Annotated in this window: 19 protein-coding genes and 1 other RNA gene; 1 reads left to right on the forward strand and 19 read right to left on the reverse strand. The window is 44.2% G+C overall.

What is annotated here, in order from left to right:
* The 7 genes from nifU to AC0MXB_RS14450 all read right to left on the reverse strand — a co-directional run bounded on the left by nifU (nucleotide 1) and on the right by AC0MXB_RS14450 (nucleotide 5,995).
* The gene (gene nifU / locus AC0MXB_RS14420) at nucleotides 1-372 is read right to left on the reverse strand and encodes a Fe-S cluster assembly scaffold protein NifU (protein WP_474040410.1); all 372 of its coding nucleotides are present in this window, start codon (nucleotides 370-372) and stop codon (nucleotides 1-3) included.
* An 18-nt stretch (nucleotides 373-390) separates the two neighbouring features.
* On the reverse strand, nucleotides 391-1,596 hold the full coding sequence (gene nifS / locus AC0MXB_RS14425) for a cysteine desulfurase NifS (RefSeq protein ID WP_474040411.1): 1,206 nt from the start codon (nucleotides 1,594-1,596) through the stop codon (nucleotides 391-393).
* Nucleotides 1,593-2,039 carry an RrF2 family transcriptional regulator gene (locus AC0MXB_RS14430; RefSeq protein ID WP_474040412.1) on the reverse strand — a complete coding sequence of 149 codons (447 nt, stop codon included), beginning with the start codon at nucleotides 2,037-2,039 and terminating at the stop codon, nucleotides 1,593-1,595. The genes nifS and AC0MXB_RS14430 overlap by 4 nt, the downstream gene beginning before the upstream one ends.
* 95 nt (nucleotides 2,040-2,134) lie before the next feature.
* Nucleotides 2,135-3,454 carry a replication-associated recombination protein A gene (locus AC0MXB_RS14435; protein WP_474040413.1) on the reverse strand — a complete coding sequence of 440 codons (1,320 nt, stop codon included), beginning with the start codon at nucleotides 3,452-3,454 and terminating at the stop codon, nucleotides 2,135-2,137.
* Nucleotides 3,455-3,488: 34 nt separating this feature from the next.
* A complete protein-coding gene (locus AC0MXB_RS14440) occupies nucleotides 3,489-4,454 on the reverse strand; it encodes an NrtA/SsuA/CpmA family ABC transporter substrate-binding protein (protein ID WP_474040414.1) in 966 nt (321 codons plus the stop codon).
* Between the two features lie 40 nt (nucleotides 4,455-4,494).
* On the reverse strand, nucleotides 4,495-5,229 hold the full coding sequence (locus AC0MXB_RS14445) for an ABC transporter ATP-binding protein (RefSeq protein WP_474040416.1): 735 nt from the start codon (nucleotides 5,227-5,229) through the stop codon (nucleotides 4,495-4,497).
* Nucleotides 5,216-5,995, reverse strand: a complete 780-nt coding sequence (locus AC0MXB_RS14450; protein WP_474040417.1) for an ABC transporter permease — start codon at nucleotides 5,993-5,995, stop codon at nucleotides 5,216-5,218. Before AC0MXB_RS14450 ends, AC0MXB_RS14445 begins: the two co-directional genes overlap by 14 nt.
* Nucleotides 5,996-6,203: 208 nt before the next feature.
* Between AC0MXB_RS14450 and AC0MXB_RS14455 the strand changes: the two genes are divergently transcribed.
* Nucleotides 6,204-7,028, forward strand: a complete 825-nt coding sequence (locus tag AC0MXB_RS14455; protein ID WP_474040419.1) for a nitroreductase family protein — start codon at nucleotides 6,204-6,206, stop codon at nucleotides 7,026-7,028.
* Between the two features lie 114 nt (nucleotides 7,029-7,142).
* Here the strand turns inward: AC0MXB_RS14455 and AC0MXB_RS14460 are convergent, their stop codons facing one another.
* The 12 genes from AC0MXB_RS14460 to recJ form a co-directional block, all read right to left on the reverse strand.
* On the reverse strand, nucleotides 7,143-9,125 hold the full coding sequence (locus AC0MXB_RS14460; protein WP_474040420.1) for a methyl-accepting chemotaxis protein: 1,983 nt from the start codon (nucleotides 9,123-9,125) through the stop codon (nucleotides 7,143-7,145).
* 156 nt (nucleotides 9,126-9,281) lie between these two features.
* Nucleotides 9,282-9,458, reverse strand: a non-coding RNA gene (gene ssrS, locus AC0MXB_RS14465) — 6S RNA.
* A 66-nt stretch (nucleotides 9,459-9,524) separates the two neighbouring features.
* Nucleotides 9,525-11,327: an aspartate--tRNA ligase gene (gene aspS, locus AC0MXB_RS14470; protein ID WP_474040421.1), complete on the reverse strand. Its 1,803-nt coding sequence runs from the start codon at nucleotides 11,325-11,327 to the stop codon at nucleotides 9,525-9,527.
* 2 nt (nucleotides 11,328-11,329) lie between these two features.
* Complete coding sequence (gene hisS / locus AC0MXB_RS14475) at nucleotides 11,330-12,595, reverse strand: histidine--tRNA ligase (RefSeq protein ID WP_474040423.1); 1,266 nt, start codon at nucleotides 12,593-12,595, stop codon at nucleotides 11,330-11,332.
* The gene (hemZ, locus tag AC0MXB_RS14480; RefSeq protein ID WP_474040424.1) at nucleotides 12,589-14,103 is read right to left on the reverse strand and encodes a coproporphyrinogen dehydrogenase HemZ; all 1,515 of its coding nucleotides are present in this window, start codon (nucleotides 14,101-14,103) and stop codon (nucleotides 12,589-12,591) included. Before hemZ ends, hisS begins: the two co-directional genes overlap by 7 nt.
* A complete protein-coding gene (locus AC0MXB_RS14485; protein WP_474040425.1) occupies nucleotides 14,100-14,540 on the reverse strand; it encodes a Fur family transcriptional regulator in 441 nt (146 codons plus the stop codon). Before AC0MXB_RS14485 ends, hemZ begins: the two co-directional genes overlap by 4 nt.
* 4 nt (nucleotides 14,541-14,544) lie before the next feature.
* Entirely contained in the window at nucleotides 14,545-15,576 is a 1,032-nt protein-coding gene (locus AC0MXB_RS14490; RefSeq protein ID WP_474040426.1) for an AI-2E family transporter, read from the reverse strand.
* Between the two features lie 12 nt (nucleotides 15,577-15,588).
* Nucleotides 15,589-16,218, reverse strand: coding sequence for an MBL fold metallo-hydrolase (locus AC0MXB_RS14495; protein ID WP_474040427.1), 630 nt, complete (start codon nucleotides 16,216-16,218; stop codon nucleotides 15,589-15,591).
* A gap of 5 nt (nucleotides 16,219-16,223) precedes the next feature.
* Entirely contained in the window at nucleotides 16,224-16,673 is a 450-nt protein-coding gene (gene dtd / locus AC0MXB_RS14500) for a D-aminoacyl-tRNA deacylase (RefSeq protein ID WP_474040428.1), read from the reverse strand.
* Nucleotides 16,670-18,877 carry a RelA/SpoT family protein gene (locus AC0MXB_RS14505; RefSeq protein WP_474040429.1) on the reverse strand — a complete coding sequence of 736 codons (2,208 nt, stop codon included), beginning with the start codon at nucleotides 18,875-18,877 and terminating at the stop codon, nucleotides 16,670-16,672. Before AC0MXB_RS14505 ends, dtd begins: the two co-directional genes overlap by 4 nt.
* A gap of 23 nt (nucleotides 18,878-18,900) precedes the next feature.
* Nucleotides 18,901-19,413 carry an adenine phosphoribosyltransferase gene (locus tag AC0MXB_RS14510; protein ID WP_474040430.1) on the reverse strand — a complete coding sequence of 171 codons (513 nt, stop codon included), beginning with the start codon at nucleotides 19,411-19,413 and terminating at the stop codon, nucleotides 18,901-18,903.
* The gene (gene recJ / locus AC0MXB_RS14515) at nucleotides 19,403-23,005 is read right to left on the reverse strand and encodes a single-stranded-DNA-specific exonuclease RecJ (protein ID WP_474040431.1); all 3,603 of its coding nucleotides are present in this window, start codon (nucleotides 23,003-23,005) and stop codon (nucleotides 19,403-19,405) included. Before recJ ends, AC0MXB_RS14510 begins: the two co-directional genes overlap by 11 nt.
* Nucleotides 23,006-23,121: the final 116 nt, after the last annotated feature.

The raw sequence follows: 23,121 nt of genomic DNA on the forward strand, positions 1-23,121 counted from the left end.
TCACTTTCCTTTTTTCTCAATATAATCTTTAATGGCTTCATGAAGTGCATCAGCAGCCAAATTCGAACAGTGCATCTTTGCTGGCGGCAGTCCATCAAGCGCAGCAGCTACAGCATCATTAGAAATTTTAAGCGCCTCATCAAGCGTCTTGCCTTTCACCATTTCAGTCACCATACTGCTTGTCGCAATAGCGGCACCACAGCCAAAGGTTTTAAACTTCACATCTTGAATAATATCATCTTCTACTTTGAGATAAATCCGCATAATATCGCCACATTTGGCATTGCCCACTTCACCAATGCCGTCTGCTTCCGGTATTTCGCCAACATTGCGGGGATTCGTAAAATGATCCATCACTTTATCTGTATACATATTTAAGCCCTCTGCTTCCTATTGTTTATGACAAGCTGCACAAGGATTCGCAGCTTGTTGCGAAGATTTTTCGTAGAGCGGCGACATGCTACGCAGTCTCTCTAATATGGGCGGTAATACTTCCAGCGCATATTCAATATCTTCCATGGTATTTTCACGACCAAGGCTGATTCGTAAAGAACCATGAGCCGTTTCGTGATTAAGCCCCATCGCCAACAGCACATGAGAAGGATCTAACGAACCTGAAGTGCAGGCCGAACCGCTGGAAGCAGCAATTCCCTTTAAGTCGAGATTCAGCAGCAGCGATTCACCTTCGATATAAGCAAAGCTCAAATTCACATTGCCTGGAAGACGTTGCGTCGGATGTCCGTTAAGCTTTACATGAGGAATCGCAGCCATAACGCCGTCGATCAGTCTTGTTCTAAGCTGTATCAAGTAATCTTGTTTTTCCGCCATGTGACGATTGGCAATTTCAGCGGCAAGACCAAGACCAGCTATACCTGGCACATTTTCCGTACCAGCTCGCATGTTTCGTTCATGAGCGCCACCATGTTGAACCGATTGAATCTTCACACCACGGCGAATATAGAGAGCACCGATTCCTTTCGGTCCATAAAGTTTATGACCTGACAAACTTAAAAGATCAATATTTAAGGCTTTTACATCAATCGGGATGCTGCCTGTAGCTTGCACGGCATCCGTATGAAAATAAATTCCTTTTTCTTTAGCAATTTGACCTATTTCCGCAATAGGCTGAATCGTGCCAACCTCATTATTGGCAAACATGATACTAATGAGTATCGTCTGATCCGTAATGGCCGCCTTTAAATCGTCCAACCGAACCATGGCATTTTCGTCGACAGGCAGATAGGTCACGGTAAAACCGTGTTTTTCTAAATACTCACACGTATGCAAAATGGCATGATGTTCAATCTGCGTTGTTATAATATGGTTGCCTTTATTTTTATTGGCAAAAGCAACACCTTTCAATGCCAAATTATCGCTTTCCGTACCACCGCTGGTGAAAAAGATTTCATTCGGCTCAGCATTCAGCAAAGCGGCTACCTGTTCCCGTCCTGTTTCCACCGCTTTTTTCGCTTCCCGACCAAACCAATGGACGCTAGACGGGTTACCAAAGTCCTTCGTCATATATTCGAAAGCCAGTTTCGCTACATCAGGATCTACCGGCGTTGTTGCCGAATGATCAAAATAAATACGTTTCATCGACTTTTCATCTCCTCAAGTTTTTCATCGCGACATAAGTCGGCTAGGCTAATGGAGTCAAGAACATTCGTAATACTGTCTCTTACCTTGGCCCATACGCCCTGAGTTACGCAATTACCGGCCTTTTCGCAATAATCATTTTGTCCGGAGCCATCGTCAGAAATTAAACAATCAACTGGCGCAATCGGTCCTTCCATTAAGCGAATAATATCGCCAACAGAAACCTCTTCCGGGCTCTTTGTTAATACATAACCGCCTTGAGCACCCCGAATGCTTTTTACATAGCCGCTCTTTCGTAAAACACTAATAAGCTGCTCCAGATAATTTTCTGAAATTCCTTGGCGCTGTGCTACCATTTTCAAAGCCTGTGGTCCATCGCCATAATGAAGTGCTAGATCAACCATAGCAGTCACGCCATATCTACCTTTTGTTGATATCTTCATTTTTATCTCTCCCGCGAATTCCTAGTAAACCTATAGGAATTCTTGATTATAATATAGCAAATCTGCCCCAGACTGTCAAAAGGTTTATTCCCCCGCTATTTTGGATCTTTTGCAATCATTTTATACCAGACGCTGTCTTTCAGCCTTCCTTCATATCCGTGTGCGCTTGGACGATAATATACCTGGTCTTTCAGCTTGTCTGGCAGATACTGCTGCGCCACAAAACCTGACGGATCATTATGGGGATACTGGTAATCAATACCATGACCCATTTTTTTCGCACCGCTGTAATGGCTGTCGCGTAAATGAAGCGGCACAGCTAAATTACGCTCCTTTCTTACATCAGCCAAAGCTTGGTCAATAGCCACATAGGCGGCGTTACTTTTTGGCGCTGTCGCTAAATAACAGACAGCCTGTGATAAGATAATTCTGGCTTCAGGCAAACCGACAAACTGTACGGCGCTGGCGCAGGACATGGCCAAAATTAAGGCTTGCGGGTCGGCGTTACCAACATCTTCTGATGCAGCAATGACAATCCGCCTAGCAATAAACTTTACATCTTCGCCGCTTTCAAGCATCCTGGCAAGATAATGCAGGGCCGCATCAACATCGCTGCCGCGAATGCTTTTTATGAAGGCCGAAATTACATCATAGTGATAATCGCCTTTCTTATCATAGCGCTGCATAGGGACGCCAGCGGCAGCAGCAAGTACATCTAACGTAATCGTATTTTGTGCGCTATCTTCCAGCAGCATTGACGCCTGTTCTAATAGATTTAGGGCAACTCTAGCGTCACCTGCGGCAAAATCAGCTAAAGCCGCTAGCGTTGCTTCATCAGACTGGAGCGCTAAAGCGCCAATCCCCCGCTCGCTGTCATGTAGCGCCGCTTTTAAAATCTGTATAATATCCGATTGACCTAACGACTGAAGTCTAACGATGCGGGTACGCGATAACAAGGGCGAATTAATTTCAAAGTAAGGATTTTCGGTTGTCGCGCCAATCAGTGTAACCGTACCGTTCTCCACATAGGGGAGCAAAGCATCTTGCTGACTTTTATTAAAACGATGAATTTCATCAATAAACAACACGGTTGCCTGTCCATAGTATTTTTGCCGATCTTTCGCTTGCTCCACAAGCTTTCTTAAATCGGCAACGCCAGAGGCAACGGCATTCATGCTTTCAAAATAAGCTTCGGTTTTTTTTGCAATCAAACGAGCTAGTGTTGTCTTGCCTGTTCCTGGCGGTCCGAATAAAATCAGCGATGTCATTTTGTCATTTTCAATCATCCGCCGCAAAAACTTGCCTTGCCCAATGATATCGCCTTGCCCAAAAAACTCGGCAAAATCCCGCGGCCGCATTCGCTCGGCCAAAGGTGCCGTTAAACTGGCGCTGTGGCTTGCCTCAAATAAATCCATCGACAATCCCCCTGCCTTTCCGTTTACTCCTCGGTTATTCTACGCTGACAATCAAATCAGCAAGATTTACCTTCTTCGTCATCATCCCATTTTTCATTAAAAAATCCTGCGTTTTTTCCAGCTCCGTTATGTCGGAAGCTTTAACGGATGGATCAAAGTCATACCAAGGATACATCTGCTGCACTGCTGTAAGCGACAGGCCCGTTTCCTCAGCGGTTAGCTGGAGCGCTTTGTCTTCAGAGCTTTTCAAGTAGGCCAGACTTTCTTTATGAATCTGCATAAACCGTTTTACCAGATCAGGATGCTGCCGTAAAAACTCGCCGCGTACCGCCGTAACAATCGTTGCTTCTACTAGTCCGTCGCCATTGGTCAGGATTCTCGCTCCCGCTTGCTGCGCTTTTAATACATCAGGTCCTGCTGCCAGCGCCACATCGACATTGCCGCCAAGTAAAGCCGCTACACTGCCAGGAATATCAAGCGGTACAAAAGAAACATCTTGAGCGGTAAGATTTTCCTTCGCTAAAGCAGTCAACAGCAGCTGATGCAACACCGTCCCCTTCGGTCCAGCTACCTTTTTCCCTTTTAAATCGGCGATCGTTTGGATCGAAGGATCTTTTACAAGGATTACGAACGCTTTAGGCGCGCGGCTATAAATACCAATGATTTTTAAATCCACGCCATTAGCCGCGGCCATCAAAGCCGTTGTACCGCCAAGACAATGGGCAAAATCAACTGAGCCAGCCGCCAGTGCCTCAATTTGTTTTGGTCCTACCGTAATTTCAGGAAAATCCACTTTAATTGAATCTTTACCAAACTCCTTTTCAAACAAACCTAGTTTCTTTTCCACAATGGACGGAACATTCAACGGCGCTTTAACGTAGGTAATGTGAATTGCTTCCGGTTTTGCTGCCTGAGGCTGTTTACTAGCGCAGCCTCCAAGCAATAAAGAAAAAGAAAGTAAGCAGACGCTTACAGCCAAAAATAACTTATTTCGTTTCATAATAACTCCCCCTGTAATAGAAAATACATAGCGTAATTATTTAGCCTTGCAAGGCTTCTAATACTTCATTTTGTTTCGCAAAAAAGGCCATCGCCCGCGGATCGCGCTGATAGGGCAAAGGAACAGCGATCTCGGCTTTGATCTTTCCTTGGGCCATAACAAGGATTTTCTGGCCTAATGTAACGGCTTCGGCTACATCGTGTGTTACAAATACAATAGTCTTCGGCTGTTCTAAAAAAAGTTCTACCATATCCTGCTGCAGCCGTTGCCTCGTAAAATAGTCTAAGGCCCCAAATGGTTCATCTAGTAAAATAATATCAGGATCATAGCATAGTGTTCGGCCAAGGGCCACGCGCTGCGCCATGCCGCCGGAAAGCTGCCGTGGCAGCGACTCAGCAAAACGTTCTAGTCCTAGTTTTTGCAAATAATGATTCACTCTTGCTGTAATTAAATTTTTTTCTAAGCGTTTTACCAAAGGAAACGCCATATTTTGCCGTACTGTAAGCCAAGGCATAAGACGAGGTTCTTGAAAAACAAGACCAACTTTTTCCTGGCTGACTTCCGCCACCTGTCCTGATAATTGAATCGTGCCTGCTGTGGCTGCCTCCAAGCCACCTAGCAAGCGAAGCAAGGTGGTTTTACCACAACCACTCTCGCCAACAATTACAGTAAAGCTGTGATCAGGCAGAAAAAAAGACACCTCCTGCAAGGCCCAAAAATCAGTTTCACCCAGACAATACCTTTTCGTTAAATTTTGCGCCCTAACGTCGGCCATAGTCGCTTTCGCCTCCTTGCGCCCAGGGTATCAGCTTTCTTGTTATATAAAAGAAAATCCAGTCAATGAGTGACCCAATCAAGCCGATTGTCACAATGCCGATCACGACAATGTCCGGTCTAGCCAGTTGTTCTGCATCCAAAATTAAATAGCCGATTCCCGACGAGGCCGCAATGAGTTCCGCCCCGATTAAAGCGCGCCAGCTATACCCCAGTCCTAACTGCATTCCTAGTAAAATCGCTGGCAAAGCCGCTGGCAAAGTAATATGGTAAAAGCACTCCCACTCATTGAATTGATAGGTTCTCCCCACTTCTTGCAGCTTAGGATCACATTGTAAAAAGCCTTGTAGCGTATTTAAAAAAATTGGAAAAAAGGTAGCCAGGATCACAATAAGAATTTTCGGCATTTCGCCAATACCAAACCACAAAATTAGCATAGGCAGCGCCGCCAGTGGCGGGACATGGCGGATAAATTCGAGCAAAGCCGTCGTATAAGAACGCCAGATTGGTTTCAAAGCCAGTAAGACAGCTAAAGAAATAGCTCCCGTAAAAGCCAACATAAAACCAGCAAAAACCCGAAAAAAACTAACCGTAATATGCTTCATTAGATCGCCGCTCGCCCACAAAGAAAAAAAAGCAGAGCCTACAGCCTGAGGCGAGGGAACAACATACAGGGGCCACCAAGCCAGCTGATCACCAACAAGCCACAATAAGAAGAGGCTGAGAGGCAAAGAAGCGCCGCGTAAAAAATGTGAATTTCCTCCCATAACTAAGATTCCCCTTTTATGGCTAATTTAGAATCATTCTCACCTATTAGGGTATAAATTCTCACCTTTTTTGTCAAGTGTTGAGCAAAGCCTCTGTTGACAAAAATAAATTGACCTTGATAAAATCAAATAATATAATTTAAAAATCACTTAAACGCAATTACTCATTTCATTCTTTATAGACGTATTGCAAAGAAAGGATTTTATCATGTTAAAATTGTTTACGATTGACCAGGAAAAGTGTATTCGTTGCGGCGCCTGCGCTGCTGTCTGTCCCACGTCGGTTATTGCCGTTACGAAAGAAGACGGCCCTCACGCTGTGAGCAGGCGTTGCATCGCCTGCGGGCACTGCAGCGCCGTCTGCCCAACTAGCGCGTTAAACCACCGTCATGCACCGCTAGAAAAACAGCCGTTTATTGAGAAATCGCATAGCGTAGCAGCAGCCACTGCCAAGCAATTTTTACGCAGCCGCCGCTCAATCCGCTGTTACCAAGAAAAAAAAGTTGATAGAAGCCAACTATTAGAACTGCTTGATGCCGCCCGCTTAGCGCCAACAGGTAGTAATGCGCAAGGCGTTTCCTATCTTGTCATTGATAAAAAAGAAGTTCTAGCACAAATCACAGAAGCAGTTATCACCTGGATGGAAGAGGAAATTGCGGCAAATACAGCCTGGGCATCTTACTTTAAAGGAACCGTAAAAACGTATCGCACTACAAAACAAGATGTCATTTTGCGCAATGCCCCTTGTCTAATTGTTGCAATGGCTAAAAAAGTTCATGCAGCTCGTGGTCGTGACAACACGCACTTCTCACTCGCCTATGCCGAACTTTATGCGCCAACGCTTGGCTTGGGCAGTTGTTGGGCCGGCTTTTTCGAAGCCTGCGCTAGCGCCGAATCCCCCCCTCTGCTCTCACTCTTGCACCTGCCTGCAGGCGTAGTTGTTACAGGCGCCATTATGGCAGGCTATCCGCAATATAGTTATAAACGACTTGTGGACCGTAATCCCCTTGACGTAACCTTTTGGCAAGAATAGTAATTGCATAAAGAAAAAATGGCTACACGAAGCATTCTTGCTAAAAACACAGCCCATCCCCTACAAAAAAATCCCCGGACCAAATGTCCAGGGATTTTTGCTTGTTAAGATCTTTTAAACTCGGAATTTCCGAACCGCTTCTTCTAAATCGCCTGACATGGTCACTAATTTTTGACTGGCGGCAGCAATTTCTTCCATAAACGCTGATTGTTCCTCCGTAGTCGCTGAAACAGTTTGAGCGCGGCCTGAAGCCAGTTTACTAAGTTCATCAATTTCCTTCACGGAAGCGACAATCTCACGACTCCCACTGGCCATAGCCTGTATCGTTTCCGAAATGGAAGCGGCCTGTTTCGCCGATTGGTCAATTTGTTCGGCAATATTTTGAAATACAGATCCGCTTGCGCCAACTAAATCAGCACCTAATCGAACCTCGCCGCTTCCTTGCTGCATAGCGACAACAGCTTTATCTGTATCAAGCTGAATTTCGCCGATCAGATCGGCAATTTGTTTCGCCGATTCTTGCGACTGCTCAGCCAGTTTTCTAACTTCTTCGGCAACTACGGCAAAACCGCGGCCTTGATCGCCAGCTCGAGCCGCTTCAATGGCGGCATTGAGCGCTAGTAAGTTCGTTTGTCCGGCTATCCCGGAAATCGTATCAACAATTTGACCGATAACTTTGGAGTTACTTCCCAACTTATCAATGACTTCTGCCAACGCAGCCACAATCTGTTCGATTTTGTTCATCTGCATGATAGCCTTTTCGGCAGAAGAGCTGCCTTCTTTAGCCATGGAGGCCGTACGCAACGCTTCCTCGGCTACATTTCCCGCATCACTTGCGATAACATCAATACCACCAGACATTTTTTCAACCGCATTCATTGCTTTAGCCACTGCCATAAGCTGATGCTGCGCCCCTTGTGCAACATCGGAAATCGACGTTGCTACTTGATTTACGGCTGCGGCCGACTGCTCTGAGCTCGTAGTTAAGTCTTGCGCCGAAAGCGATACTTGCTCGGCCGATCCACTGACCTGCTTGATCAAATGCCGCAGATTCTGCGCCATAGCCTGAAAAGAAAGACCAAGCCGACCAATTTCATCATCAGACTGTACGGCTAAATCGTTTTTTGTCAAATCGCCTTGCGCAATGGATTGGGCAAAACCAGTTAAAGATTCAATCGGCGCTGCCACTTTTTTAGCAAATAAATGAACTAAAACAGCTACTATAACTAAACAAAGCAGAACAATAAACAGCGATGTCCACATGAGCGAAATAACTTTTCCCGTAACCTCACTGACAGGAGCATTCACAGCTAAACTCCAAGTTGTTTCTGGTACAGGCGCATAAGCAACATATTTTTTCTCGCCTTTATAAACATATTGATCAAGCCCGGTTTCTCCACGCACCATTTTTTCGGTCATTGCTTTTAAGGATGGATCAGTGCCAGCCTCTGTCAACGGATTATTTTTCAATATGGTATTCGGATCAGGATGAGCTATAGTAAATCCGTCGTTTTGCTTTAAGTAGGCATAGCCGGAATCGCCTACTTTAATCGCTGTAATAATCGCTGAAACTTCATCCATTGAAAGCGTACCGCCCATAACAGCCACAACAGCACCATTTTTCATAATCGGAGTGCTGACAACAGCCACTAGCTTACCATCTACTTTCGAAACAACAGGATCAGAAATTACGGTCTTTCCTGCCTTTGACTGTTTAAAATAATCCCGATCGCCAATATTGGCCACAGCCCCATTGCTATAATAAGTATTCCCATTTAGATCGGCTACTAGAAACCGGGAGTAAGCAGGATTGCGCTTGCTTTCACTTTGCATATAGCGAATAATTTCTTCTTTATTGCCTGCTACAAGAATTGGGCTATTCGCCAGCATCGTCATTTCAGCTTTACGTTTTTCCACCCAGAACCCCAGCTTGTCCGAATAATTCAGAGCCAAAGTCTGTAAATTACTTTCGGCATCTTCAATCACGATCTTACGGGCATTCCAATAATTAATTCCGCCTAAAGTACAAAGAGAGACAATCATAATGAGCAACATGACTAGAGAAAGCTTAGCCTTAATACTATTCATTTTCAACATTCGCTTCTACCTCTTTTCTCCATCGCTAGGTCTATTCAGTAAAATACAAATTTTCTAATTACTCACCTTAAGTTTACATGAATTTCCACATAACGTCAATCGAAGACAAATAAAAGCAACCTCTTTGTGGTGATAAATCACCATAAAGAGGTTGCTTTTTACCCCGCTGTGCCGTATAACCAATGTTTTGAACCTGCCCTAGGCAGGTGGGTAAAGGCCTTTCTGGTTGATAGGTCCTTGCAAGCAAGGCATCTACGCTGCAGCAAGAGCGCAATTCCCAATGTAACTGTGTTGGCTCAAAACACCAGCAACAAACGCACACAGCAGGAAACTTTATTGTTACATTGTCTTAATATTATCAGAATCTACAGCAAATTGCAAGCTTACCGCCGTGGAAGTTTATTCCTGCGGCGTAGCTTTCTTTTTCAGTACGCTCGTACGAATGGAAAGCTCTTTTAATTGTTTTTCAGCAACTTCTGACGGCGCTTGTGTCATTGGATCAATGGCACTTTGCGTTTTGGGGAAAGCAATAACATCACGAATGGAAGCTCGTTTGGCCATAATCATAACAAGACGATCCAAACCAAAAGCAATACCACCATGGGGCGGTGTGCCATATTCGAAAGCGTCAAGGAGGAAGCCGAATTTATCATAGGCAGCTTCTTTGGTAAAGCCGATCGCTTCAAAGGTTTTTTCTTGTAAATCGCGGTTATAAATACGAATACTGCCGCCGCCGATTTCCGTGCCATTTAAAACCATATCATAAGCTTTTGCTTTCACTTTACTAGGATCTGTCGTCAAATATTGAATATCTTCATCCCGCGGCGAAGTGAATGGATGATGCATCGCTACATAACGTTTTTCTTCTTCATCATATTCAAACATCGGGAAATCAACAACCCAAAGGAAATTGAGTTTATTCGGATCAATCAGGTCAAGACGGCGAGCCATTTCCAGACGCAATTGGCCTAGAGCGGCCGCAACAACAGCCGGTTTATCTGCTACAAAAAGAATCAAATCGCCAGTTTCAGCTTGAGCGGTTTGTTGAATGGCCGCAAGCATCTCTTCTGAGAAGAACTTAGCAATTGGTGATTTTATACCGTCTTCATTACAGCACATCCAAGCAAGTCCCTTGGCGCCATAAATTGCTACATAGTCTACGAGACCGTCGAGTTCACGACGCGGGATTGCGGCATGGCCTTTTACGGTAATCGCTTTCACTTGGCCGCCATCAGCCAAAATATTTTCAAAAACCTTGAAATTAGATCCCTTGATCGTTTCGGACAGATCGACAAGCTCCATGCCGAAGCGTGTATCAGGCTTATCGCTGCCATAACGATTCATGGCCTCTTCATAGGTCAAGCGGGCAAAAGGATAGGCAACGTCAGCGCCAATCGCTTCTTTAAAGAGTTTTGCAACCATTTCTTCCATAATTGCCAAAATTTCATCACGATCAATAAAAGACATTTCAATATCAAGCTGCGTAAATTCAGGCTGTCTGTCGGCACGAAGATCTTCGTCGCGGAAACAACGGACAATCTGAAAATACCGTTCCATACCAGCAACCATTAAAAGTTGCTTGAAAGTCTGAGGGGACTGTGGCAACGCATAGAATTTTCCTGGATTAACACGACTTGGCACAAGATAATCACGAGCGCCTTCAGGCGTACTTTTAGCCAGCATCGGAGTTTCAATTTCCACAAAATCTTTCGCATCAAAAAAATCGCGCATACTTTTCGTCACACGGTGACGGAGCATGAGATTTTTTTGCATTTCCGGACGACGCAAATCAAGATAGCGATATTTGAGACGAAGATTTTCATCGACATCGATTTGATCTTGAATATAAAAAGGCGGTGTAGCTGCAGCATTCAAAATACGCAGTTCCTCGCCATACACTTCGACTGCACCTGTCGCCAAATTTGTATTGACTGTAGCATCGTCACGCAAACGAACTACGCCACGCACAGCAAGAACATATTCATTACGAACCGTTTCTGCTTTCGTAAAAGCTTCTTGGTTATGATCCGGCGAAAAAACGACCTGAACAATGCCGGAACGATCACGTAAATCTACAAAAATCAAGCCGCCATGGTCGCGGCGACGCGACACCCAGCCGCATAATACGACTTCTTTGCCTTCATCAGCTTTCGTGACCTGCGTACAGGCATGACTGCGTTTTAAACCCTGTAATGTATCCATTTTTATTCCTCCATCTCAGCTTGAATCAATTGACAAGCTTCATTTATTGCAATTTGCTTTTGCTCGCTTGACTGCATATTACGAAGCACAGCTTGGCCTGATTTTAATTCATCCTCACCAAGAATTACAACATAGGAAGCAGCAAATTTATTAGCCTGCTTCATTTGCGCCTTCATACTGCGATTCATCGTATCAATTTCTACAGAAAGACCGGCAGCACGCAATTCTAAAGCCAATTTAAAAGCGCTTTGCTGCGCCGCCGTCCCTAAAGCAACGACATAGACATCCACTTTTTCAGTTTGGCCTGGCAAAAGCTGCTGCTTTTCTAAAGCTAACAGCACACGTTCCAAACCGATCGCTAAGCCAATACCAGGCGTCGATTCGCCGCCGCATTCTGCCACAAGACCGTCATAACGACCGCCGCCGCAAACTGCGCTCTGTGCGCCAAGCGGAGCATACTGAATTTCAAACGCCGTCTTCGTGTAATAATCAAGCCCCCGCACTAAACGCGGATTTAAAGTATAAGCAATACCAGCACTATCTAAGAACGCTTTTAAACCCTCAAAATGATCATGGCAGCTGTCGCAAAGACAGTCAGCCACTTCTGGCGCTCCCTGCGACAGAGCAGCGCATTTGGCGTTTTTGCAATCTAAAATTCGCAAGGGATTGCGTTCGAATCGACTTTGGCAATCTTCACACAAATCAGCTACTTTATCCCGTAAAAATTCCTGCAGCTTTTCTTTGTAACGCGGACGACACTCAGGGCAACCTACAGAATTAATATACAAAGACAGATCATCCAGTCCTAGCCTACGGAAAAATTGTACCGCCAAGGCAATAATTTCAGCATCAACGAGCGGACCTGCCGCGCCAATTGCCTCAATACCAAACTGATGAAACTGCCGCAGTCGTCCGGCCTGCGGTCGATCATAACGAAACATGGGACCAATATAAAAAAGTTTACTTGGTACGGTTTCCGCATAAAGTTTGTTTTCTAAATAAGAACGCACAGCCGCCGCCGTATTTTCCGGTCGCAGCGTAATGCTTCTGTCGCCCCTGTCAATAAAAGTATACATTTCTTTCGAAACAACATCCGTGGTCTCACCAATGCCCCGCAAAAAGAGCTCCGTATGTTCAAAAATCGGCGTACGCAGCTCCTTATAGCCAAAACTATGACAGATCGCTCTAGCTATTTCTTCTACATACTGCCAATTGGCACTGGTGCCTGGCAAAATGTCATTGGTGCCTCGCGGCCTTGTTGTCAACATGATGGTTCCCCCTTTGATCCAGCGAATAGCCTGCCCTCATATAAATCGTCTAACAGCTGCCGCCGCTTTGTCAAATACATAGGCAAAGACTGCTCATAAGTTCTCACATCTTTGGGATGATAAAAACTATTCAGGCGAAAAGTTTCTCTTTCCACCGCCTTCGTCGCCGCGCCTGGTCCAATTCCAATAATGGTCTGCTGCTGCTCCATCATTTGTATATTATAACGACAAAAGGCGTTTTCTTTCGCATAGCCCACGTTATGAAGCTGCGCCGCCATATATTTCTGCCTATATAGATAATAAGGAACCATGCCCAGCTTTGCCGCGGTTTGTGCGGCTTTTGCCACTTGCGCTCTTACTACAGTGTCATCAGGCAGAGCTGCCCGCACCGCCTGCTCATCTGCGTCTAGGCGCTCTTTGAGCAAAGCGCCCTTCTTCACTGCTAATGTGTGTACAGTGAGATTATCCGGAGCAAGCGCCATGATTTGTTCCAGCGTATTTTCCATATCAGCAACCGATTCACCTGGCAAGCCGGCAATCAGATCCATATTGATCAGACAGCTTGTCTGACGAAATTTCATGAATATGTCTATTATAGCCTGAACTGTATGATTTCGTCCAATCCGTTTTAAAGTTTTTTCCTGCATAGTCTGCGGATTCACACTGACACGAGTGACCTTAGTACAAGCGATGGCGGCAATTTTCGCTGCATCAAGTGAATCAGGACGTCCTGCTTCTACCGTAAATTCTCGCGTGTCTTTTTGCATGAAGCGATCAGAAATTCTCGTAAGCAAAGCGCCTAAATCACTTGCAGCAAGGCTCGTCGGCGTACCGCCGCCGAGGTAAATCGTATCTACTTCTAATTGATACCGATCAATCACTTCTGCTGCATCATCCATATCGGCCTGAAGCGCTTGCAGGAAAGTTTTTACTTTTGCCGATTCTGGCAGAACGCTGCCAGGAAAAGAACAATAAAAACAACGCGACGGGCAGAACGGAATTCCAAGGTATAGGCTTATTTTACGGGAATTATTTTCCTGAAGAATTGGCTGCTGCCGAAAAGCAATTTCTGTAACTAAAGCAGCTTCGCTGCTGTGTACGTGAAAACGTTGTTCTAATATAGCTTGAATTTCAGCAAAATTATGACCGGCACTAGCAAGCAAACGAACAATTTTAGTCGGCCGAACACCACGCAAGATTCCCCAAGGAGAAGGATCTTGCCCTGTCCAGTTGGTAAGCAGACGATATACACAAAGACGAATCGCTCGCTCTACTCCCTTACGGCTTCCTACGATCTCGCCGGATTCCTGACAAGATTCTTGCCGCCGCTCGCCGTTTTTATAGCCAATAAGAACTGTAGTAATTTCCGGTATCACTCCGTCTTTGATTTGATGCGCAATGATTAGATCAGCTGCACTTTCTTCAACCGGGTAGAAACCGAAAAGCGCCATAACCTCTTGCGTTGCCTGAGCACCCGGCGAAGAATCGGACAGAAAATAAGTTGTCACTTTTTAGTACACTCCTGACAATAGCCGTAAAATTTCAATTGATGATCCACAATCGTAAAATTGCTTTTTCTCGCAATCGCTGTTTCCAGTGATTCCAGCAGATCATCTTCAAATTCTTTTACTTTACCGCAAGAAAGACAGATCAAATGATGATGATGATGGGGCTCATCATCTTTTTGAATTTCATAACGATTGCGCCCATCGCCAAACTCCATTTTCTTTAATACCTTAATCTCACTAAGAAGTTCTAAAGTACGATAAACTGTGGCAACCCCCAGTTCAGCTGCCTGAGGCTTCACAATTTGATGCACATCTTCGGCGCTTAAATGTTCTTCAGGATGATCAAGAAAAGCCTGTAGAATAATCTTGCGCTGCGGTGTTAACTTGCTGTGATTGTCATATAATTTTTGTTTGATTTCTGCCATTGTCATTGTCATGGCCTCACCCCACAATATGTAAATGCTTAATAAATACGCGAAGCAATGCGGCCACAGGAACAGCCAGCATCATTCCTACAATTCCAAACATTTGCCCGCCAATAATCACGCTCATAATCACAATTACCGGATGCAGCGCAATCGTGTGACCCATAATATTTGGCACAATAATATGATTATCAATTTGATGGACGATAATATAAAACACTAAAACTTTGGCGGCTAGTTCTGGCGCTGTTAGATAAGCAAGCGCCAAAGCTGGTATCGCTCCGAGAATCGGTCCGATAATGGGAACCGTCTCCGTAAGAAAAGCCAGCAAAGCAATCACCATGGGATAATCAACTTTTAGAAAAAAAAGCCCACAAAAAACCATCAGCCCCATAATGAGACTAATCAACAGCTGCCCCCGTAAATAAGCGCTCATAGTGAGAGCCATTTCTTCTAAAATTGCTCGCGTCTTCGCTTGATGGCTCAAAGAAAAAAATTGAATGAAATCCTCTTTCATTTTTTGACCATCTTTTAAAAAATAATAAATGAGAACAGGTGTTACAACGAGAGCAATTGCCCGCGATGCCACGCTAAAAAAGGCCATAGCCATCCGTTTTACAAAATCAATGGAAAAGGATGTTACACTAGACATACCTTGATCCAAAATGGAACGAATATTGCTAGGAAGTTCAATCGTGTTAGCCTTTTCGCCAATCGCTAGCGATAGAATATGAAATTTATCAACAATAGTCGGTAAATTCACCATAAACTTATTGAATTCATCAACGAACGGTAGGAAAATGACAGACATAACGCCGCCTACCAGCGTAAAAGCAGCAATCATAACGATAACTACCGCCACCGCCCGCGGCAAGAGAAACCGCTCGAAGAAGACTTTATGGCAAAGAAAATTTACTAAGGGATTCAAAATAAACGAAAATACAAAGGCAAGCAACAGCGGCCACAGTACGTCTGACGCTTCATAAAACACATAAAGCAAAACGAATAAAAATAAACTGCGGACTAGGTCTAGCCTTGATACAGACATGCGAAGGCCTCCCTATTGAATAAATGGATTTCTTTCTCGCTCCCAACCAATTGTCGTATCAGGCCCATGGCCAGGCAATACTTTATACTGATCCGGCAAACAAAGTAGTTTCGTTTTAATGCTTTCAATCAACTGCTTATAGGATCCGCCGGGAAAATCAGTTCGGCCGATTGATTCCGCAAACAGCGTATCACCACAAATGGCAATTTCCTCAGCCACAAAACAAACACCGCCTGGCGTATGACCAGGAGTATGCAGTACCTGAAATACAATAGATCCAACCGAAACCGTTTCACCATCTCGCAAGAAAAAATCAGGTTCACTCACAGTGAAACCTTGCCCCATAAAGCCGGATAAATTCAGCGAAGCGCTAGCAAGCATGGGAGCATCGGCTTCATGAACATAAAGCTTCGCACCTGTAGCTGCCTTCACTTTGTCGACAGCCATAATATGATCGGCATGACCATGAGTCAAAAGAATCTTTTCTACCTGCAGTGATTCACGCGCAATGAACCGTAAGATTTCATCAGCGCTACCGCCGGGATCAACGACTGCCGCTAACCGCGATGTTTCATCATAGACAATAAAACAATTCGTTCCAAGATTTCCTACTTCTAATTTAACAATTTTCAACGCCAGCACCTCTCTTAAAATGTTTTTTTACTATCCAGAAGTAGCGTAACTGGTCCATGATTGAGCAAACTCACCTGCATTTCAGCTTGAAACACGCCAGTAGCAACAACTACGCCTCGTTCACGGCACAGAGAAATAAAATGCTCATAAAGTTCATTCGCCAAGAGCGGCGCCGCCGCCTTATCAAAACTAGGACGTCGTCCTTTACGACAGTCACCGTAAAGCGTAAACTGCGATACGACTAGGAGCTCACCGCTTATATCCAGGAGTGATAAATTCATCTTGCCTGCTTCGTCAGGAAAAATACGCAGATTCAATACTTTTTCTGTTAAATAAAGCGCATCTTCCGGCGTATCGTCAGCCGTAACGCCCAAAAACAATAGCAACCCTTGCGCAATTTGGCCAACCGTTTCGCCTGCTACATCTACTTTTGCTTGATCAACAAGTTGTACAACCGCTCTCATGCGCTTCCTCCCGCCCCCTGGGTAGGCCGATGCACCGAATAAACATCTTTCACCCGACGAATTTTGGTCATAATTAATTCTAGTTGACTTACATTTTTCAAATTAAAGGATAAAGTAATTACAGCCACTTTATTATTTTGTACTCTGGCATTGACTGTACTAATATTTAGTTTGTTTTCGGCTGATAGAATAATAATATCTGATAACAACCCGGGACGATCCGATCCTGTCACCTCAACCGTCACAGGATATACTTGGTCGCCACTTACATCCCAGTCTACTTCAATGACTCTTTCATATTCTTCCCGATTATGCAAAATATTGATACAGTCGGCGCGATGAACCGAAACACCGCGACCGCGAGTAATAAAACCAACTATTGCATCACCAGGCACAGGGTTGCAGCAACGAGCCAATCTTACTAAAAGACCAGACTCGCCTTTAACCAGCACACCGTGACTGCTTTTGTTCTTCGGCCGTTTTGGCTTGAGCTCAGCAAGCATTTGTTTCATATCAGGCGGACTGGACTGTTTTTGCTCTTTTTTATAAATTTCTACAAGCTTGGTCATAATCGCATGAACCGTATGACCGCCATATCCCAAGGATGCTAAGAGTTCATCTTCACTTCCCAGATTCATTTTCTTGGCAACTTCAAAAATTCGTTCATTTTTGCCAAGAACCTTCACATCATAACCTAATTTTTTAATTTCTTTTTCTAATAACTCGCGACCTTTAGCAACATTTTCTTCGCGTTTTTCTTTTTTAAACCACTGACGAATTTTATTACGCGTTTCCGAAGCGCCGACAATATTGAGCCAATCACGGCTAGGACCATTTCCCTGCTTCGTCGTAATGATCTCTACAATATCCCCATTGCTTAACGTATATTCCAGCGGAACAATTTTGCCATTTACGCGCGCTCCAGTACAGCGATGTCCTACATCCGTGTGAATTCGATAGGCAAAATCAATCGGAACAGATCCAGCTGGCAAATCAACCACATCACCTTTAGGCGTAAAAACAAAAACCTCATCAGCAAAAACATCTAGTTTCAAGGTTTCCACAAATTCACGGGGATCGCGAATTTCTTGCTGCCACTCTAAAAGCTGACGCAACCAGGACAGTTTCTGGTCGAAATCCTTGCTGCCATTTTTACCGCCTTCTTTATAACGCCAATGAGCCGCAATACCATATTCCGAGGTACGATGCATTTCGGCGGTACGAATTTGAATTTCCAGCGGCTGTCCTTTAACGCCAATAACGGTTGTATGAAGCGACTGATACATATTGCTTTTCGGCATAGCAATATAATCTTTAAAGCGATTAGGCAGCGGCTTCCAAAGTGTGTGCACCATCCCCAGTGCACCATAACAATCTTTTACTGTATCAACGAGAATACGGATAGCCGACAAATCATAGATTTCGCTTAAATCTTTATGACTTTTTTGCATTTTTTTATAGATACTGTAAAAATGTTTTGGCCTTCCTTGAATCTCGCCTTTTATTCCCACTGAGTCAAGACGTTGTTTTAAAATTTCAACGGCTTCGTTGATAAAAGCTTCCCGTTCCTGCCGTTTTTGCTTAACTTTCTCGACAAGCTCATAATACTTTTCTTCTTCCAAATAACGAAAAGCTAAATCTTCCAATTCCCATTTCACATTCGACATGCCTAGTCGATGAGCCAAGGGAGCAAAAATCTCCATAGTCTCACTGGCAATTCGCTGCTGTTTTTCTGGCGGCACATGTTTCAATGTTCTCATATTATGAAGCCGGTCAGCCAGCTTAATCAGCACGACCCGTATATCTTTTGCCATGGCTAAAAACATCTTGCGATAGTTTTCAAGTTGCTGCTCTTCTTTTGATTTATACTCCATCCGGCTTAGCTTCGTAACACCATCAACAAGAAAAGCCACTTCACGGCCAAAATCCTTTTCAATTTCCGCTAAGGTGATGGCTGTATCTTCTACTACGTCATGCAGCAAAGAGGCACTGATTGTAACCGCATCAATTTGCAATTCCGCTAGTATTTTAGCAACGCCAAGGGGGTGAATAATATATTCTTCGCCAGAAGCCCGCTTCTGCCCCGTATGAGCTGTCACTGCCACATGAAAGGCTTTTTCAATCAGGGGCTTTTGTGAGTCCGGCTGATTCGCTAAAATTTGTTTTAACAGTTCGTCAATTTGAGTGTTCTTATCTCCACCCATGGCTCAGCGCCCCCCTTCGCTTATTAGTATTGAATCAAAGTAAATATTGGATAATTACCTAATTTTTCTCGTCCTTTAAGCTCTTGCAGTTCAATTAAGTAACCAATTCCAACGACAATGCCACCTAGTTTCTCAATCAAATCAATTGTAGCTAAGGTTGTACCGCCTGTCGCCAAAAGATCGTCTATAATAATCACTCTCTGACCTTTTTGTACAGCATCTTGATGAATTTCCAAGCAATCTTTGCCATATTCAAGATCATAAGAAAATTTCAAAGTCGGTGCTGGCAGCTTACCTGGTTTACGAACTGGTATAAATCCAGCCTTCAAGGCATAAGCTACAGGCGCTCCAATCACAAAGCCTCTGGCTTCCGGACCAACGACAAGATCAATCTGTTCACTAGCAAAATGCTCAGCAATTGTCGCAATGGCGTCATGAAAAGCCGGCCCTTTTTGCAGTAGTGTTGTAATATCTTTAAAACTAATTCCTGGCTCGGGAAAATTTTCAATTACACGGATTGTTTCTTTAAAATTCATTCACGAAAACCCCTTTATTATCATTTTTATAATCAGTTGGATAAATTGGCTGATTGATGCGTCCTAACAGTGTTTCGATCGGCTCAGTCATAATATAGGCAGCAAATTGTTCAAAGAGTTCTTTTTCCCGTAACCCTTCACTATAATAAGGCGATTGGCCAATGTCAAGCTTGTTGGCAGGTGTCGGCGCCAAAGTAAGAAGCCGCGTCCGGCCTTTTTTTTCACGCTGCAGTAAGCTAAGCTCCTCAAGAATCCTAATCGAGCCGCCGACAGCATTATCGTTTATTTTATGACCAAAGAAATGTTCGATATACTCGGCAATTTCCTGATTTAAAGAACTTAAAGCGCCTTTCTCGTCGGCTAAACGGCGCAATGCCTGATATACCCAAGCAACCATATTGCGGCTTGGCGCCTCAGCTTCCAACAATAGTCGATTCAAAGAAATATCTTTATCACCAAACAGCAAATGAATTTCAGCTAGCTTACCGTCGCGACCGCCTCGACCGCATTGTTGATTAAATGCAGTAAGATGAAACGGCGCATGGTATAAAATAACATGACGAATATCGGGAATATCAATTCCTTCGCCGAAAGCGCTTGTCGCAACAACAGTAGTCAGTTTATCGCCACGAAACCATTCTTCCACTTTATTGCGCCACAAGAGCGATATACCGCCATGATAATAGCCAATTTGATCTTCGAGTAAAGGAAAAGCGCGTCTAAGATCATTCGCTAAATTAAGCGCTTGACTGCGACTATTCACATAGATTAAAGTTTTTTCACCAGTCCCCACAATAGCTTTGCTATAGGATAGTTTATCACCGAAACTTCTTCTATCTAAAAGCTGTAAATTTTCTCGCACCGCCGGGTCAATCACCTGAGCCTCAAGTTCTAGCTCTTGCGAAACTGTTTTAGCGACAGTATCGTCAGCCGTAGCTGTAACTGCAAGCGTTAGCGGCTTACCTAAGCGATTGCGTAACTCGGCAATGCGTTGATAAACGGGACGCATTTTTTTCCCGCTTAGCACCATATGATGACATTCATCAATAACCAAAAAGGCAATTCTATCTTTTTGTTTTTGCAATAAGGTCAAATGAGCCGCCACAAACTCCGGTGTTGCTAACAAAACATCTACGAGACCATCGTCCAAAGCCTTAAGCAGTTCGGCTTTTTCTTGAGCGGCTAGAGCGCCAGTTCCGCGACATACAGTAAGCCCGAGTTGACTGAATTTGGCCTGTGTTAAAAGAAACTGATCATTCACTAGTGCTCGCAAGGGATACAAAACAATTGTCATCTGATTATGGCGCATCGCTATTTGAGCGGCAAAAGATTGAAAAATAGCCGATTTTCCTCGGCCTGTCCCCATAATAGTCAAACAACTACGTCCCTGCTTTAATAAATCAAGTGTTTGCTGCTGACTAGGACGATAGTGACGTTCACCTAACAGCAACTGCCTAATACTTTCATCGATGTCTTTGGGCTTAAGCTTCGTTAAAGCTGGAAGCGACTGTCCTGATCGTTTCGACCAAACCGCTATATTTACTCCCCAATTTTTTTGGTCTTTGCCACTTATGGAAGCTACCTGTGCCTCGTATGAAATGGCTGACATGAACGGAGCGAGAACAGCGGCCAAAGCGGCATTCAAATAGCCTAGAACCTCTTTTTGCTCCGTCTGTACCTGAATGGCATTCGCATCATACGGATTCGTCGGTTCTCTGAGTAGAACAAGCGCCTCGCCTTCTTGCAGCGAGTGAATTCGCTCTTGCCGGTTTTCAAAGGTAACGCCAACTATTTTGGTATAGAAAAAATCAGCATCAATACAACCAGACCAGCCTTTGTCCGCCTCTTGATCACAGCAGTATAAAGCCGCTAATTCATCCTTAGGCGCACTTTTTATATCATAAGCTTTCAATTGAATCGAAATTTTGCCATTAAACTCATTATATTCAGGGTAAAAAGCTAAATCAACCGTTTCTCCTAAAGAAAGCATTGAGGCCCACTCGCCACAACCAAAAGCGATGACTGTTTTAAAAACTTTTTCCTGGGAAATAACCAGACGAAGATGGTCTTTTGCTTTCCCCATTGCGCGAATCTCTTCTATTTTAACGTTTCTGCAAAGAAAGCGCGGCTGTCTATTCCCTTCGCCATAAGGCGCTAGTAAGGCTAATTGTCCTAAAAAGGCTTCATCTATATGAGCTAGTTCCACGGCAACATCCAGTGTCAAAATTGGCTCATAATCTTTCGGTGTTAAGGTTTTACTGGCATAGTCTTGCAGTTCAGTTCGTAACGTCGAAATTTGTTCAGCCAAAACAGTAAGCCCAGCCGCTTGATGATGGCCGCCAAACTGAATCAAGGTCCCTGATGACAGAGACTGGAGTGCCTCATACATATTGAAGGACGGAATACTACGGCAAGATCCTTTACCAATGCCGTCCTGCAAAGAAATCACAATAACAGGGCGCCAGTAGCGCTCTACGAGGCGAGAAGCTACGATGCCGATCACGCCAGGGTGCCAGCCTTCACCAGCAACAACAAGAACTTTTTCCTGTTCTATATCCCATCGCGCAATAATTGCTTCAGCCTCAATCAAAATTTCCTTTTCCACTGCTTGTCGATAACGATTTTCGGCATCTAACTCGGCGGCAATTTTCGTCGTCTCAGCTTCGATTTCACTTGTAAGCAAAACAACGCCCTGGGCGGCGTGAGCCATTCGTCCGCCAGCATTTAAGCGAGGTGCTAGACGGAATCCGATCGTTCCTGCATCAATATCACCTTTTGTTTGGCTAACTGCCAAAAGAGCCTGTATCCCTAAAGAGGGCGCTTCACGAATCTGCTGCAGTCCCCGTTTTACTAAAATCCGATTCTCGCCAGTGAGCGGTACAATGTCAGCCACCGTTCCTAGAGCTACTAAGTCGCAATATCGAAACAGTTCACTAGGTTCTCTCTCCGGCAGCAGACGCGGCCACAAAGCCTGACAAAGCTTAAAAACCACACCAACGCCCGAAAGAATCTTCTCTGGATACGTTGAATCACGTCGTTTGGGATTTAGTATCGCAAACGCAGGTGGCAATGTTTCACTAGGCTCATGGTGATCTGTAATCACAATATCAAAATCAGCAGGAGTAGCAGCCACTTCCTGGTGTGCGCTAATGCCGCAATCAACCGTAATGAGCAGACGATAGCCTTGTTCATAAATTCGTTGCAAGGCCTCACTATGCAAACCATAGCCTTCGCTTTTTCTGTCAGGAATATAGACTTCTGCCGTTAGGCCGCTTTGACGCAGCACTTTTAACAACAATGATGCAGCCGTAATTCCGTCAACATCATAGTCACCATAAATGCAAACAGGCTCATTCATTTGCTTTGCATGAGAAAGACGCATCACGACTTTTTCCATATCATTTAACAGATAAGGATCAAAGAGCTGCGCCTCATTATCAAATAAAAACCGCCTGATCTCATCAGCACTCTGATAACCGCGGCTGACAAGCAGGCGGCTGACTGTTTTTGTAATATTAAATTCTTGCGCTAAACGATCGCAAAGAGCGTCGTCAGTCCTAGTTAAGCACCAAACTTTTTTCCCTTTTACCATAAAACAACCTTCACTTATTCCTATATTCAAATGAAAATTTGCCTAAATGAATATAATTCTCGAATAAACCGATAGAATCCTTTTAACAAAAAAAATCTTTTAAAAAGACGCCGGAG

The sequence above is a fragment of the Pelorhabdus sp. sgz311001 genome, assembly GCF_055901755.1.

Excerpts from the sequence above, each read along its gene's own strand:
- AC0MXB_RS14485 (WP_474040425.1), bottom strand. The coding sequence starts at position 14,540 with ATGACAATGACAATGGCAGAAATCAAACAAAAATTATATGACAATCAC.
- AC0MXB_RS14445 (WP_474040416.1), bottom strand. The coding sequence starts at position 5,229 with ATGGCCGACGTTAGGGCGCAAAATTTAACGAAAAGGTATTGTCTGGGT.
- AC0MXB_RS14455 (WP_474040419.1), top strand. The coding sequence starts at position 6,204 with ATGTTAAAATTGTTTACGATTGACCAGGAAAAGTGTATTCGTTGCGGC.
- hisS (WP_474040423.1), bottom strand. The coding sequence starts at position 12,595 with ATGTTGACAACAAGGCCGCGAGGCACCAATGACATTTTGCCAGGCACC.
- AC0MXB_RS14450 (WP_474040417.1), bottom strand. The coding sequence starts at position 5,995 with ATGGGAGGAAATTCACATTTTTTACGCGGCGCTTCTTTGCCTCTCAGC.
- nifU (WP_474040410.1), bottom strand. The coding sequence starts at position 372 with ATGTATACAGATAAAGTGATGGATCATTTTACGAATCCCCGCAATGTT.
- AC0MXB_RS14435 (WP_474040413.1), bottom strand. The coding sequence starts at position 3,454 with ATGGATTTATTTGAGGCAAGCCACAGCGCCAGTTTAACGGCACCTTTG.
- AC0MXB_RS14510 (WP_474040430.1), bottom strand. The coding sequence starts at position 19,413 with ATGAATTTTAAAGAAACAATCCGTGTAATTGAAAATTTTCCCGAGCCA.
- AC0MXB_RS14460 (WP_474040420.1), bottom strand. The coding sequence starts at position 9,125 with ATGTTGAAAATGAATAGTATTAAGGCTAAGCTTTCTCTAGTCATGTTG.
- recJ (WP_474040431.1), bottom strand. The coding sequence starts at position 23,005 with ATGGTAAAAGGGAAAAAAGTTTGGTGCTTAACTAGGACTGACGACGCT.
- nifS (WP_474040411.1), bottom strand. The coding sequence starts at position 1,596 with ATGAAACGTATTTATTTTGATCATTCGGCAACAACGCCGGTAGATCCT.
- AC0MXB_RS14505 (WP_474040429.1), bottom strand. The coding sequence starts at position 18,877 with ATGGGTGGAGATAAGAACACTCAAATTGACGAACTGTTAAAACAAATT.
- aspS (WP_474040421.1), bottom strand. The coding sequence starts at position 11,327 with ATGGATACATTACAGGGTTTAAAACGCAGTCATGCCTGTACGCAGGTC.
- dtd (WP_474040428.1), bottom strand. The coding sequence starts at position 16,673 with ATGAGAGCGGTTGTACAACTTGTTGATCAAGCAAAAGTAGATGTAGCA.
- AC0MXB_RS14490 (WP_474040426.1), bottom strand. The coding sequence starts at position 15,576 with ATGTCTGTATCAAGGCTAGACCTAGTCCGCAGTTTATTTTTATTCGTT.
- AC0MXB_RS14440 (WP_474040414.1), bottom strand. The coding sequence starts at position 4,454 with ATGAAACGAAATAAGTTATTTTTGGCTGTAAGCGTCTGCTTACTTTCT.
- AC0MXB_RS14430 (WP_474040412.1), bottom strand. The coding sequence starts at position 2,039 with ATGAAGATATCAACAAAAGGTAGATATGGCGTGACTGCTATGGTTGAT.